The 12578-nt window shown below is 73.7% G+C and carries 12 protein-coding genes; 2 read left to right on the forward strand and 10 right to left on the reverse strand.

Annotated elements, in window-relative coordinates:
- Nucleotides 1–55: 55 nt before the first annotated feature.
- From AB0H28_RS06600 to AB0H28_RS06615, 4 genes are all read right to left on the reverse strand, one after another.
- Nucleotides 56–649 (reverse strand): TetR/AcrR family transcriptional regulator, encoded by a 594-nt coding sequence (locus AB0H28_RS06600; RefSeq protein WP_358035243.1) that lies wholly within the window; start codon nt 647–649, stop codon nt 56–58.
- 10 nt (nt 650–659) lie between these two features.
- Nucleotides 660–2813 (reverse strand): YhgE/Pip domain-containing protein, encoded by a 2154-nt coding sequence (locus AB0H28_RS06605; RefSeq protein WP_358035246.1) that lies wholly within the window; start codon nt 2811–2813, stop codon nt 660–662.
- Nucleotides 2810–3505 carry an ATP-binding cassette domain-containing protein gene (locus AB0H28_RS06610; RefSeq protein WP_358035249.1) on the reverse strand — a complete coding sequence of 232 codons (696 nt, stop codon included), beginning with the start codon at nt 3503–3505 and terminating at the stop codon, nt 2810–2812. Before AB0H28_RS06610 ends, AB0H28_RS06605 begins: the two co-directional genes overlap by 4 nt.
- Nucleotides 3506–3594: 89 nt before the next feature.
- The gene (locus tag AB0H28_RS06615) at nt 3595–4434 is read right to left on the reverse strand and encodes a GNAT family N-acetyltransferase (RefSeq protein ID WP_358035251.1); all 840 of its coding nucleotides are present in this window, start codon (nt 4432–4434) and stop codon (nt 3595–3597) included.
- 138 nt (nt 4435–4572) lie between these two features.
- Between AB0H28_RS06615 and AB0H28_RS06620 the strand changes: the two genes are divergently transcribed.
- Nucleotides 4573–5160, forward strand: coding sequence for a PadR family transcriptional regulator (locus AB0H28_RS06620; protein WP_358035254.1), 588 nt, complete (start codon nt 4573–4575; stop codon nt 5158–5160).
- A 111-nt stretch (nt 5161–5271) separates the two neighbouring features.
- On the opposite strand, the gene ispG is transcribed toward AB0H28_RS06620, so the two are convergent.
- The 6 genes from ispG to AB0H28_RS06650 form a co-directional block, all read right to left on the reverse strand.
- Nucleotides 5272–6447 (reverse strand): flavodoxin-dependent (E)-4-hydroxy-3-methylbut-2-enyl-diphosphate synthase, encoded by a 1176-nt coding sequence (ispG, locus tag AB0H28_RS06625; RefSeq protein ID WP_358035257.1) that lies wholly within the window; start codon nt 6445–6447, stop codon nt 5272–5274.
- A 9-nt stretch (nt 6448–6456) separates the two neighbouring features.
- Nucleotides 6457–7704, reverse strand: coding sequence for a site-2 protease family protein (locus AB0H28_RS06630; RefSeq protein ID WP_358035259.1), 1248 nt, complete (start codon nt 7702–7704; stop codon nt 6457–6459).
- On the reverse strand, nt 7701–8915 hold the full coding sequence (dxr, locus tag AB0H28_RS06635; RefSeq protein ID WP_358035262.1) for a 1-deoxy-D-xylulose-5-phosphate reductoisomerase: 1215 nt from the start codon (nt 8913–8915) through the stop codon (nt 7701–7703). The genes AB0H28_RS06630 and dxr overlap by 4 nt, the downstream gene beginning before the upstream one ends.
- Complete coding sequence (locus tag AB0H28_RS06640) at nt 8912–9637, reverse strand: helix-turn-helix transcriptional regulator (protein WP_358035930.1); 726 nt, start codon at nt 9635–9637, stop codon at nt 8912–8914. Before AB0H28_RS06640 ends, dxr begins: the two co-directional genes overlap by 4 nt.
- Nucleotides 9638–9809: 172 nt before the next feature.
- Nucleotides 9810–11060, reverse strand: a complete 1251-nt coding sequence (locus tag AB0H28_RS06645; RefSeq protein WP_358035265.1) for a PP2C family protein-serine/threonine phosphatase — start codon at nt 11058–11060, stop codon at nt 9810–9812.
- Between the two features lie 76 nt (nt 11061–11136).
- Nucleotides 11137–11682, reverse strand: a complete 546-nt coding sequence (locus tag AB0H28_RS06650) for a GNAT family N-acetyltransferase (protein ID WP_358035268.1) — start codon at nt 11680–11682, stop codon at nt 11137–11139.
- A gap of 51 nt (nt 11683–11733) precedes the next feature.
- On the opposite strand from AB0H28_RS06650, the gene AB0H28_RS06655 reads away from it, so the two are divergent.
- Nucleotides 11734–12576, forward strand: coding sequence for a YhjD/YihY/BrkB family envelope integrity protein (locus AB0H28_RS06655; RefSeq protein ID WP_358035270.1), 843 nt, complete (start codon nt 11734–11736; stop codon nt 12574–12576).
- Nucleotides 12577–12578 lie beyond the last annotated feature (2 nt).

Consider the following 12578-nt stretch of genomic DNA (forward strand, 5'->3'; position numbering starts at 1 on the left):
TGTCCCCAGCCTTCTCGTCCGGCCGGCCCGGTTCAAACGATTTACCGCGTTCCGGTCAGGTCTGCGCGACCCGGCGGACGATGCCGAGCAGGGCATCCTGCACGTCGGCGATCGGCCGGTCGGGTTGGAACACCAGCCAGTCCACCGCCACCACGAGCCCGACGCCGAACAGCGCCGAGCTGGCGGTGCGCACGTCCAGGTCGGCCGGCAGGTCGCCGCTGGCCACCCCGGCCCGGACGGTCTCGGCGATCACCTCGATCGCCTCGCCGCGCAGCAGCCGCAGCGTCTGCTGCCACTCCCGGTTGGTGCGCCACATCTCCGAGAGCAGGAGCTGGGCGAACGCCCGGTAGCGGCGGATGTAGTCCAGTTCGGCGCGGACCAGCGCGGCGAGCGCCTCGCGGGGCGGCAGCCCGTCGACGGCGGCCCGGAACTCGGCGGTGAGCAGGCCGATGCCGTGCCGCAGCAGCTCCTCGAAGAGGACGGTCTTGGACTCGAAGTTGTAGTAGACGGTCCCCTTCGCCACCCCGGCGCGGGCCGCGATGTCGTCCACGGTGGTCGCCGAGAAGCCCTGCTCGGCGATGAGGTCCACCGCCGCCACGAAGAGGCGCTGGCGGGTGTCCTCCCGCCGGCGGGTCCGTCCGTCCGTCACCGGCCCATCCTCACATGGTCAGTTCGGGGTGCAGCCTGCCCGGGGTGAGCCGGCGGGACCTCCGCGCCGCGGCGACGGTGAGTGCCAGCGCGCCCAGGCCGAACGCGAGCAGCACGGACACCCCGGTGAGCACCGGCCGGGCGGGACCGCCGTTGATGGTGTGCCGCAGGCCGCCCACCACGTACGTCATCGGCAGCCAGGGGTGGATCGCCTGGAAGAACCCGGGCGAGGTCTGCACCGGGTAGGTGCCGCCGGACGAGGTGAGCTGGAGCATGAGCAGCGCCAGCGCGGCCAGCCGGCCGGCCGGGCCGAACGCCACGCCGAGGAGCTGCATGATCGCGGTGAACGCCAGCGAGGTGAGCGCGAGCAGCCCGAACGTGGCCGCCCCGTGCCGCGGGCCCAGCCCGAGGGCCAGCGTGACCACGGTGTAGAGCACGGCGACCTGGGCCAGGCCGATCGCCGCGGCGGGCAGCCAGCCGGCGAGCACCACCCGCCAGCCGGCCGCGCCGGACATCACGTGCCGCCGGTTGACCGGCCGCAACAGCATGTACGTGATCATCGCGCCGACCCAGAGCGCCAGCGCCAGGAAGTACGGGGCGAAGCCCACCCCGTACGAGCCGGCCGGGTGCTGCGCGTCGCGGATCAGGCCGACCGGGTCGGCGAGCACGTCGGCGCGGCTGGCCGCGTCGTCGTACCCGGGTAGTTTCTTCTCCCCGGCGGCGAGCCCGTCGGCGAGGTCGCCGGCGCCGCCCTCCAGCCGGCTCAGCCCGTCGACCAGCTTGGTGCTGCCGCTGCCGAGCTGCCCCAGGCCGCCGTCGAGCTGCCGGGCGCCGGTGGAGAGCCGGTAGAGCCCGCCGCGTAGCTGGTCGGCGCCGGTCGACGCGTCGCCGAGCCCGTCGCGGAGCCTGGCGCTGCCCTGGGCGAGTGTGCCGAGCCCGCCGGCCAGCTCGTCGACCTTGGCGCGGGCCGCGGCGACGTCGTCGGCCAGGTGGGGCGCGGCGGCGGCCACCTCCCGGGCGGTCTCCGCCACGGCGGTCATCTGCTTGCGCAACGCGGTCAGGTCGGTCCGGTCCAGCGCGGACCTCAGCGCCTTCGCCTGGGTGACGGCCCGGCCGGCGGCCGTGCGGGCGGCGGCGAAGTCGCTGTCGTCGGCCACCTCGGGGTGTTCCTTGGCGACCGCGTCGAGCCGGTCGGAGATCTCCTCGGCCAGACCGACCACCTCGTCGGCCTTGGCGGGCAGGGCGTCCAGCCCGTCGGCGAGCTGCTGCGCGCCGGTGGCGACCGTGGAGGCGGCCTGCTGGATCCGGTCGGCGTTGCGCCGCAGCACCGGTTCGTACCTGTTCGCGGCGGCGTCGACGGTGGCGGCGGCGGCCTTCGTCTCGGTCGCGGCCCGCCCGGCGCCGTCGGCGAGTTGCGCCGCGCCGGTCCGCAACTGGTCGAGGCCCTTGGCCAGCTTGTCGGCGCCCCGGACCGACCGGTCCAGCCCGCCGGTGAGCTGCCCGGCGCCGTCCTCGGCGTCGCCGAGCCCGTCGGCGAGCCGCCCGGCGCCCCGCTGCGAGGCGCCGAGCCCGTCGGAGATCTTCCCGGCCCCGTCGGCGGCACGGCCGGTCTCGGCCTTGGCGTCGGTGAAGCCGATCAGCATCCGGTCGAAGTACGAGGCGGCGGTGCTCTCCGCGGCGGCGGCCCGGATCTCGCTGAACGCCGATCGGGCGAGCAGCCCGGAGAGGTAGTTGGTGGCGTCGTCGTGGACCACCTTCAGCTCGCCCTGCCGGGCCGGCCGGTCCGGTTCCGGGCCGGCGGCGAGCGTCGCCGAGAAGTCGGCGGGGATGGAGAAGACCAGGTGGTAGCGGCCGTCGCGCAGGCCCTCGGTGGCGTCGGCCTGGTCGGTGACGGTCCAGCCGAAGACCTTGCGGTCGATCAGTTCGTCGGTGAGGTCCCGCCCGGCGTGCACCTGGCGGCCGTCGCTCGCCGTGGCCGGCCGGTCGGCGTTGACAAGCGCGACCGGGATCCGGTCGAGTTTCCCGTACGGGTCCCAGAAGGCGTAGAGGTAGAGCGCGCCGTAGAGCAGCGGGACCACGGTGAGCACGGCGAGCGCGGCGCGCGGCAGCCGGCCCCGGGTCATCCGGCGCAGTTCGAACCGGGCGAGTCGCAGGACGCTGCTCATGCGGGCACCTCCACGGCGGTCAGGGCGGGGGTCGGCGGGGCGGGGTCGCCGATGCGGTGCGCGGTGGCGGCCACCTCCGCCTCGACTGAGCGGGCGCTGGCGATCACCGCGTACCCCTGGCCGGCGAGGCGTTGCAGCGCGGCCCAGATCCACTGCCGTTCCGGACGGTCGGCGCCGGCGTCCACGTCGTCGGCGACGATCAGGCTGGGGCCGGCGAGGCTCGCCAGCACCAGCCCGAGCACCTGCCGGTCGGCCGGGGTGAGGTCGCGGCCGTACCGGTCGGGGTGAAGCGGCGCGTCGGTGAAGCCGGCGCCGGCGATGGCGGCGGCGTAGGCGTCGCGGCGGTAGGCGCGGCGGGCCCGCAGCGCGGCCACCGGGACGAGCCGGCGGCGGCGGCGCGGCACCGGCCCGAGCAGCAGCAGGCGTTCGGTGATGTGCTCGGCGACGGTCAGCGTCGGGTCGGGCTCGTGCACGCCGGCCACCTGACCGAGCGCGGCCGGGCCGTGGCGGCGCAGTTCGCCGTGGCTGTGCGGGAAGCGGCCGGCCAGGGCGAGCAGCAGCGAGGTGCGCCCGCTGCCGGGCGGTCCGGTCACCGCGTGCAGCTCACCGCTGTGCACGGTGAGGTCGACGTCCCGGTAGACCCAGCCGCGCCGGGTGCGCAGGCCCAGTCCACCGGCCTCGACGATCTTCATGACACCTTCTAAACTGACTGGTCAGTATAAAAACATGCCCAGCATAGCGTCGGGTGTCCGGTTCGGGGCAACGGAAGAAGAAGTGATCCTCAGAACAGCACGGTGGCGAGCGTACCGACCGGACGGAAGCCGCACCGCTCGTAGACCCGGCGGGCCGGCCGGTTGAAGTCGTTGACGTAGAGGCTGACCGTGGGCGCGACCCGGGCCAGCGCGTCGCGCACCACCGCGGCCATGGCGGCGGCGGCGATCCCCCGGCCGCGCCACTCGGGCGCCACCCAGACGCCCTGGACCTGCGCCGTGCGGCGGGTCACCACGGCCAGCTCGGCCTTGAAGACCACCCGCCCGTCGACGAAGCGGGCGTAGGCCCGGCCCGCGCGCACCAGCTCGGTCACCCGCCGCCGGTAGCCGCGACCGCCGTCCTCGGCCATCGGCGAGACGCCGACCTCCTCGGTGTACATCGCCACCGCGGCCGGGAAGAGCCGGTCGACCTCACCGGCCCGCACCCGGCGCACCTGCGGGTCGGGCGCGACCGGGGGCACCGCGTCGGTGGCCAGCAGCGGCTGGTTCGGGCGTACGTCCCGGGCCGGCCCCCAGTGCGGACCGAGACGGTCCCACAGGCCGAGCACCGCGTCGGCGCGACCCACGATCGAGGAGCAGAGCCGTTCCTCCTCGGCCAACTGCTCGGCGAACGCGGCCACGGCGGGCTCGGAGGCGAGCACCGGGGTCAGGTTGCCGCCCAGCCAGCAGATCGACTCCAGGTTGCGCCGGCCGCCGTAGCCGAGGATCCGCGCCTCGGCCCGCCACCAGGCCAGCCCGCGCGCCGCCACCCGCTCGGCGACCTGCGCTCCGGCGTACGGGTCGGCGTCGAGCAGCCGCTCGACCGCGCGGCGCTCCGACTCCCCCAGTTGGCGTACCGGCATGGTGAGCACGCTTACCAGCCTGCCAGATGCACCCGGTGGCGCGCGGGTCGACCGGGCACCTCGTCGATCCGTACCAACGTCTTGTCGCCGATGCATTGCCGATATATCGTAGATGCATCAGCGATACTCGAATCAAAGGAGAACCCGATGAGTTTCCACCGACACGTGCACGCCCTGCGCGACGAGATGCACCGCCACGGCGGCTTCGGCTTCCCGCCCGTACCCCCGCCCCCGCCGTTTCCGCCCGGGCCGCACGGCCACGGGCGGGGCCGGGGTGGTCGCGGCGGCCGGGGCCGGCGGCCGAACGTGCGCGGCGCCGTGCTGGCCCTGCTCACCGAGCGGCCGATGCACGGCTACGAGATGATCCAGGAGATCGACTCCCGCACCGGCGGGGCCTGGCGGCCCAGCCCCGGCTCGATCTATCCCACCCTGCAACTGCTGGAGGACGAGGGCGTCATCGCGACCGCACCGGACTCCGACGGCGGGCGCAAGCGGTTCGCCCTGACCGACCAGGGACGCGCCGAGGCGACCGAGGCGGCACAGACCCCACCCTGGGCGGAGTTCGCCGAGCAGACCGTCAACAGTTGGCACGACATCCGCGACGCCGGCACGCAGGCGATGAACGCGCTCCGGCAGGTGATGACCACCGGCACCGACGACCAGCGCGCCCGCGCCGCCCAGGTGCTCGACGAAACCCGGCGCAAGCTCTACGCCATCCTCGCCGAGTCCGAGTAACCCCCACCCCCACCCCCACCCCGCAGACGTCGCGCCTGATTCACGGAAAGAGCGGCCATGGGCGACGGAATGGCGACTCTTTCCGTGAAACAGCGGGGTGGTCCGGGAGTGTCAGTGCACGGTGACGGTGGCGCCGCCGGGCACCAGCTCGCGCAACTCCTCGGGGAGTTCGGCGCCCATCTCGTCGGCGATGCGTAGTGCCTCCTCGATGAGGGTCTCCACGATCTGCGCCTCGGGGACGGTCTTGACGACCTTGCCCTTGACGAAGATCTGGCCCTTGCCGTTGCCGGACGCGACGCCCAGGTCGGCCTCGCGGGCCTCACCCGGGCCGTTCACCACGCAGCCCATGACCGCGACGCGCAGCGGCACGGGCAGCCCCTCCAGGCCGGCGGTGACCTCCTCGGCCAGCTTGTAGACGTCGACCTGGGCCCGGCCGCAGGACGGGCAGGAGACGATCTCCAGGCCACGCTCGCGCAGCCCCAGCGACTCCAGGATCGCGGCGCCGACCTTGATCTCCTCGACCGGCGGGGCGGACAGCGAGACCCGGATGGTGTCGCCGATGCCCTCGGCCAGCAGCGCGCCGAACGCCACCGCCGACTTGATCGTGCCCTGGAACGCCGGACCGGCCTCGGTGACGCCCAGGTGCAGCGGGTAGTCGCACTTCTCGGCGAGCAGCCGGTAGGCGCGGATCATCACCACCGGGTCGTTGTGCTTGACCGAGATCTTGATGTCCCGGAAGCCGTGCTCCTCGAACAGCGAGCACTCCCAGAGCGCCGACTCGACGAGCGCCTCGGCGGTGGCCCGGCCGTACTTGGCCAGCAGGCGCTTGTCGAGCGAGCCGGCGTTCACGCCGATCCGGATCGGCACGCCCGCGTCGCCGGCCGCCTTGGCGATCTCCTTGACCTTGTCGTCGAACTGCCGGATGTTGCCCGGGTTCACCCGCACCGCCGCGCAGCCGGCGTCGATCGCGGCGAACACGTACTTCGGCTGGAAGTGAATGTCGGCGATCACCGGGATCTGCGACTTGCGGGCGATCGCCGGCAGCGCCTCGACGTCGTCCTGCGACGGCACGGCCACCCGCACGATCTGGCAGCCGGATGCGGTCAGCTCGGCGATCTGCTGGAGCGTGGCGTTGACGTCGGCGGTCAGCGTGGTGGTCATGGACTGCACGGACACCGGCGCGCCACCACCGACCGGCACCGAGCCGACCATGATCTGGCGGCTGGCCCGGCGCGGGGCCAGCGGCGGCGGCGGTACGGGGGGCATACCGAGACTGACAGCTGTCACTTCAGGCACTCACCTTGAGAAGAGCGTGATCGGGTTGACCACGTCCGCGGTGACGGTCAGCAGCGTGAACACGCCACCGACCAGGATCACCGCGTACGTGAGGGGCATGAGCTTGAGATAGTCGACGCGGCCCGGGTCGGTGCGGCCGATCCGGGCGTAGAGCCAGGACCGGGCGCGCTCGAACCAGGCGATGGCGATGTGCCCGCCGTCCAGCGGGAGCAGCGGCAGCAGGTTGAACACGCCGATGAAGAAGTTCAGCGACACGAACAGCATGAAGAACACCAACCAGGCGTTGTTCTCCACGGCCTCGCCGCCGAGCCGGCTGGCGCCGACCACGCTGATCGGGGTGTCCACGTCGCGCTCCGCGCCGGTGATGGCGTTCCACAGCGCCGGCACCTTCTGCGGGATGCGCTGCATGGCGTGCGCGGTCTGCACCGCCATGTTGCCGGTGAAGTCGGCGGTGGCGCCGAACGCGGCGACCGGGCCGTATTCCACCCGGGTCGGCGTGCTGGGCCGCAGCGCCACACCGAGCGCGGAGACCGCCGAGACGGCGCCCTTCGGGTCGCCCAGCGGCGGGCGCTGCACCGAGGCCAGGTCGACGGTGGCGGTGGCCGCGACGCCGTCGCGCAGGTAGGAGACGGTGGCCGGGCCGGGCTTCGTGCCGCGGACCACGTCGAGCATGTCGCCCCAGGTGGCGATCGGCCGGCCGTTCACCGCGGTGATCCGGTCGCCGTCGCGGAGCTGGGCCGTGCCGGCCGGGCTGGCCGGGTCGGCGGACGTGCAGCCGCGGGCGGCGTTCTCCACCACCACGCAGTCGGTGAGCGCGATCACCGCCGGCTCGGCCCGGAAACCGGCCTCGGTGGTGGGGAACTTCGGGTTCGGCAGGCCGGCGGTGACCGCGATGATCCAGAGCGCCACCAGCGCGATGGCGAAGTGCATCGCGGAACCGGCGGACATCACGATCGTCCGCTTCCACACCGGGTAGCGCCACATGGCGCGCTTCTCGTCCCCCGGCTCGACGTCGTCGTCCTGCGGGGTCATGCCGACGATCTTGCAGAAGCCGCCGAGCGGGATGCCCTTGACGCCGTACTCGGTCTCACCCCGCCGGAACGACCAGAGGGTCGGCCCGAAGCCGACGAAGTAGCGGGTGACCTTCATCCCGAACGCCTTGGCGGTCAGCATGTGCCCCGCCTCGTGCAGGCTCACCGAGATGAGGATCGCCAGGGCGAACAGCACCACCCCGAGCAGATAGCTCATCGAGCTCCTTCCACCGACCCGACGATGATCTCCTGGGCGTGCGCCCGTGCCCACGACTCGGCGGCGAGCACGTCCTCGACGGTACCTGGTTCGTCGAAGTCGGGAGCGTCCTCCAGCACCCGCTGGAGGGTGTCGACGATGCCGAGGAACGGCAGCCGGCCCGCCACGAACGCGGCCACGCACTCCTCGTTGGCCGCGTTGTAGATCGCCGGGCGGCAGCGCCCCGCCTCGCCGGCCGCCTTGGCCAGCGCCACCGCCGGGAACGCGGCGTCGTCGAGCGGGAAGAACTCCCAGCTGTGCGCCGTGGTCCAGTCGACCGCGGCGGCGGCCTCGGGCACCCGGTCCGGCCAGCCGATGCCGAGCGCGATGGGCAGCCGCATGTCCGGCGGGCTGGCCTGGGCGATCGTGGAGCCGTCGACGAACTCGACCATCGAGTGGATCACCGACTGCGGGTGGACCATCACCTCGATGTCGGCGTACGGCACGTCGAACAGCTCGTGCGCCTCGATGACCTCCAGCGCCTTGTTGACCATGGTGGCGGAGTTGATCGTGACGACCGGGCCCATGTTCCAGGTCGGGTGCGCCAGCGCCTGCTCCGGTGTGACGGCTGTCAACTCGTCGCGCCGCCGGCCCCGGAACGGGCCGCCGCTGGCGGTGACCACCAGCCGGCGCACCTCCGGGCGGGCGCCGGCGCGCAGGCACTGCGCCAACGCCGAGTGCTCGCTGTCGACCGGAACGATCTGCCCCGGTCGACTGACCGCGGCCTTGACCAGCGGGCCGCCGGCCACCAGCGACTCCTTGTTGGCCAGCGCGAGGGTACGCCCGGCGCGCAGCGCGGCGAGCGTCGGCGGCAGGCCCAGCGAGCCGACCACACCGTTGAGCACCACGTCACACGGCCACTGCGCCAGCTCGGTCATCGCGTCCGGCCCGGCGACGATCTTGGGGAGCTTGAAGTCGCCGGTGGCCCAGCCGCGCCGGCTCGCCTCGGCATAGAACGCGAGCTGGAGATCCTGCGCGGCGGACGCCCGGGCCACCCCGACCGCGTCCACGCGCAGCTCCAGCGCCTGGGCGGCGAGCAGTTGCACGTTGCCGCCGCCGGCGCCGAGAGCGACCACCCGGAACCGGTCCGGGTTGCGCCGCACGATGTCGATGGCCTGGGTGCCGATGGAGCCGGTCGAGCCGAGCAGCACAAGGTCTCGGGGAGTGGTCACCCGCCCATTGTTCCCCAGCGCGTCACCCGCCCCGTCCCGACCCTTGATCGACTCCACTTCCCCGAGGTGGCGCCGGCTCGGGCGCGAATGCGGCCGGGCCATCGGCGGTCCGTGCTGTCCCGCACCCTGACGCCGGCCAGGCCGGCGTGCATGCCGGCGTCGGCGGGAACGACGTGCACCGTCACGTGCGGCTGCTCGGTCACCCGCCGCAGGTGCTCGAACTGCTCCACCATCACCGCCGGCTCCCCCACCGCCCGGCGCAGCGCCGCCTCGTCCACCACGGCCGCCACCTCCGGCGGCGACTCCCGGGCCAGCACCGCCTGCCGTTCCATCCGGGAGGTGACCCGCTGCTCGACCTCACTCTCCCGCAACATCCGGCCGCCGCGCAGCACCGCCCGGGCGTACGCCTCGGTCTGCACCAGGCCCGGCACCAGCGACGGCTCGAACCAGCGGATCAACGTCGCCTCCTGCTCCACGCTGATCCACTCCCGGAACCACGGCGGCGCGGCGTCCGCGCGCACCAGCGTGAGCAGCCGACCGAACAGCCCGCCGGCCTCCGACGCGGCGTCCACCCACGCGACGAAGTCCTGGGCCGGCGTGCGATGGCCGATCTCCACCATGCCGACCAGCGACGCCGAATAGCTGATCCGCTGGGCGAGATCCTCCTGGCTGAGCCCGCGGTCCCGGCGCGCCCGGCGCAGCTCCGCCCCCAGGAACTCCAGCGCGCCTGCGCCGGGAGTACGCGCACGACCACGCCGGCCTGGCCGTCTACCTGTGCGTGCTGATGCACGACGCGATCGCCGACGCCCTGCGGCTGGGGTCGCGCGAGGTCGACCCGGCCGAGTACTTCGCCCGGTTCATCGGCTGGACCCGGCCATGGCCGCCCCCCAGCCGCTAGACCTCGGACGCGACCACCGGCCCGGGACCGGCGTGGCCGCCGGGCGCGGCGAGGCGCTCCAGGTGCCCCAACGGCAGGTACGGCGGCTGCCACTCCAGGAACAGGGCGGTCGCGTCGTCGTCGAGCTGGTCCTGCTGGTAGGTGAGGACCGCGCGCACCAGGCGACGCATCGTCTCCGGGCTGGGCAGCTCGTCGTTGAGGGCCCGCTCGACGAAGTCGACCAGCCGGTTCAGCCCGAACCGCTCCCCGTCGTCGCCGCGCGCGTCGGTGATGCCGTCGGTGTAGGCGAGGACCCGATCCCCCGGGTGCAACGCCTCCTCGTGCACCCGGGGACGCCTCCTCGACAGGTTGCCCAGCCCGAGCGGCAGCGCGGTCGGCCCGGGCAGCGCCCGGACGGCCTTGCCGTCGCGCAGCAGTAGGGCTCCGGGGTGACCCGCGTTGATGGTCCGCAGCTTGCCGGTCCGGCGGTCCAGCTCGGCGAGCAGCGCGGTGGCGAACAGGCCGGGATGCTCGGAGCGCACCCACCGGTCGATGCTGATCGCCGTGTCGACCAGGTCGAGGCCGGTGCGCCGGGCGTTGCGGTAGGCGCTGACCGCCAGTGACGCCATCGCGCTCGCCTTGATGCCGTGCCCGCAGGTGTCGAAGAGGCCGACGCTGAGCACGTCGCCGTTGAGCGCGTAGTCGAAGACGTCCCCGCCGACGTCGTAACACGGTTCGAGGATGGCGGTGACCACCAGATCGTCGGTCGCGAAGGTCAGCGGCGGCAGCAGCCCCCACACGATCTCGGCGGCGACCTGCATCGGCAGGCGGCGCCGGACCCGTTCCACGACGTCGCCGTAGAGCCGGCGGTTCGTCAGGAGCTGGGCCACGTTCACCGCGACCTCCCAGGCCGGCCGGTCCGACGCGGGGTCCCCGGCGTGCGGCGACACGACCTCCAGCACCCCCAGCCGTTCGCAGCCGAGCAGCAGGGGCACCCAGAGCCGATCCGGGCTGTCCGGAGCACGCTGCACCTCGAGGCTGGTGAACGCCCGACCGGCCAGCGTCGTCTCGATGGCCAACTCGTCCCGGGTCAGGCCGGCGCCGAGCAGCGGCACGAGTGCGGACTGCGGGTAGTCGGCCAGGTAGATCACGATCTCGGTGGCACCGACCGCCGGCGCGGCCCGGGCCACCAGCAGCGACAACTCGTCCGGCCCACCCCGGGCCGCGTGAAGCTGAAGCCAACGCGCCGCGCCGCCGCCGTCGAGCATTACCGCACCTCCCCCGGGTCCCCATCACCGTAGGAGCCCGACGGCGAACTGCCAATGCGCGGGTGCCGGACTCCGGTCAGGCGGGACCATCCAGCACGAACGTCTCCAGCTCCGCGCCGCCGTACCAGTCGGTGCGGACCCCGACGTGGGTCATCCCGAGCCGCCGGGCCACCGCCATCGACGGCTCGTTGCCGGCCATCACCACCGCGTACACCCGGGTGGTGCCGGTGGCGAACTCCCGCTCCAGCACCGCCCGGGCCGCCTCGGTGGCGTAGCCGTGGCCCTGGGCGTCGGGATGCAGGTGCCAGCCGACCTCGATGTCGTCGGTCAGGGTGTCGCCGTCCCGCCCGGGCAGCGGCTTGAGCAGGACGCTGCCCGCCGGGCGGTCGGCGTCGCGGGGTTCGATCGCCCACAGGCCCCACCGGCCGGCGTGCGCCGCCCAGCGCTCACGCCACAGACGCACCCGGTCGCGCGCCTCCGACGGGTCGGTCATCCGCCCTTTGCCGCCGCCCAGCCAGCGCATCACCTCCTCGCGGGAGTAGATGTCGTAGACCCGGGCGAGGTCGTCGGGTGACTCGGTCCAGTCCCGGACCACGAGCCGCTCGGTCGAGGCGATCATCATGACGCCGGATCGTAATGCGTGGCGGAGCGCCGCGCGGGGAACGAGGGGGCGATGGGCGACGGGTGGGAGCGGACCAAGCGGATCACGGCTGCGGCGTTCCGGCCGGTCCGGGGGCGGGACCTCTCGCTGCACGCCGCCGCGATCACCTTCTACGGTGCGATCGCCGTGGTCCCGGTGGCGCTGCTGGCGATCTGGCTCACCGGGCTGCTCGCCGGCGCCGACCGGGTGCGCCGGCTGACCGGGTACGCGATCGACACGCTGCCCACCGAGATCGGCGCGGACCGGGCGGTGGCCGCGCTTGTCGACGCCGGGGTGACGCTGACCCCGCTGCTGGCCCTGGCCTCGCTGCTGCCGGCCTCGCTCTACGGCGAGGGCCTGCGCCGGGCGTTCGTCTCGGTGGCCGAGCCGCGCGGCGAGTCCGGCGCGCTGGTCGGCTGGCGCGGCCGGCTGCTGCTGCTCCCGCTGCTCGCGCCCGCCCCGGCCCTGCTGCTGTCGATCCTGCTGGCGCTGCCGCTGACCACCCGGCTGGTACGCGAGGGCGGCTGGATCGGCGCGCTGGGCGTGGTGCTGTCGTTCCTGGCCGTGTGGCTGGTGCTCACGCCGGTGCTGGTGTGGGTGTTCCGGGTGGTCGGCCCGGCCTCCCCGGACTGGCTCTCCACGCTCGGCATGGGTTCGTTCACCGCCGCGAACCTCTCCGGCTTCCTGCACGGGTTCGTGCTGTTCTGCTCGCTGCCGCTCGACCTGGGCGTGCCGTTCGGCGGGTTCGACGAGATCGGCGCCGGGGTGGCCGTGCTGCTCTGGCTCTACCTGTTCCACGTGATCGTGCTGGCCGGCTACTCGGCCACGCTGGCGCTGAGCCGGTGGCGGGCCGCCCGGGAGGCGGCCCGCGCCTGAGC

It is taken from the genome of Micromonospora sp. NPDC050980, from assembly GCF_040653835.1.
In the GTDB taxonomy this organism is placed as follows: domain Bacteria; phylum Actinomycetota; class Actinomycetes; order Mycobacteriales; family Micromonosporaceae; genus Micromonospora.

Excerpts from the sequence above, each read along its gene's own strand:
- AB0H28_RS06650 (WP_358035268.1), bottom strand. The coding sequence starts at position 11,682 with ATGATGATCGCCTCGACCGAGCGGCTCGTGGTCCGGGACTGGACCGAG.
- AB0H28_RS06645 (WP_358035265.1), bottom strand. The coding sequence starts at position 11,060 with ATGCTCGACGGCGGCGGCGCGGCGCGTTGGCTTCAGCTTCACGCGGCC.
- AB0H28_RS06610 (WP_358035249.1), bottom strand. The coding sequence starts at position 3,505 with ATGAAGATCGTCGAGGCCGGTGGACTGGGCCTGCGCACCCGGCGCGGC.
- AB0H28_RS06630 (WP_358035259.1), bottom strand. The coding sequence starts at position 7,704 with ATGAGCTATCTGCTCGGGGTGGTGCTGTTCGCCCTGGCGATCCTCATC.
- AB0H28_RS06605 (WP_358035246.1), bottom strand. The coding sequence starts at position 2,813 with ATGAGCAGCGTCCTGCGACTCGCCCGGTTCGAACTGCGCCGGATGACC.
- AB0H28_RS06620 (WP_358035254.1), top strand. The coding sequence starts at position 4,573 with ATGAGTTTCCACCGACACGTGCACGCCCTGCGCGACGAGATGCACCGC.
- AB0H28_RS06655 (WP_358035270.1), top strand. The coding sequence starts at position 11,734 with ATGGGCGACGGGTGGGAGCGGACCAAGCGGATCACGGCTGCGGCGTTC.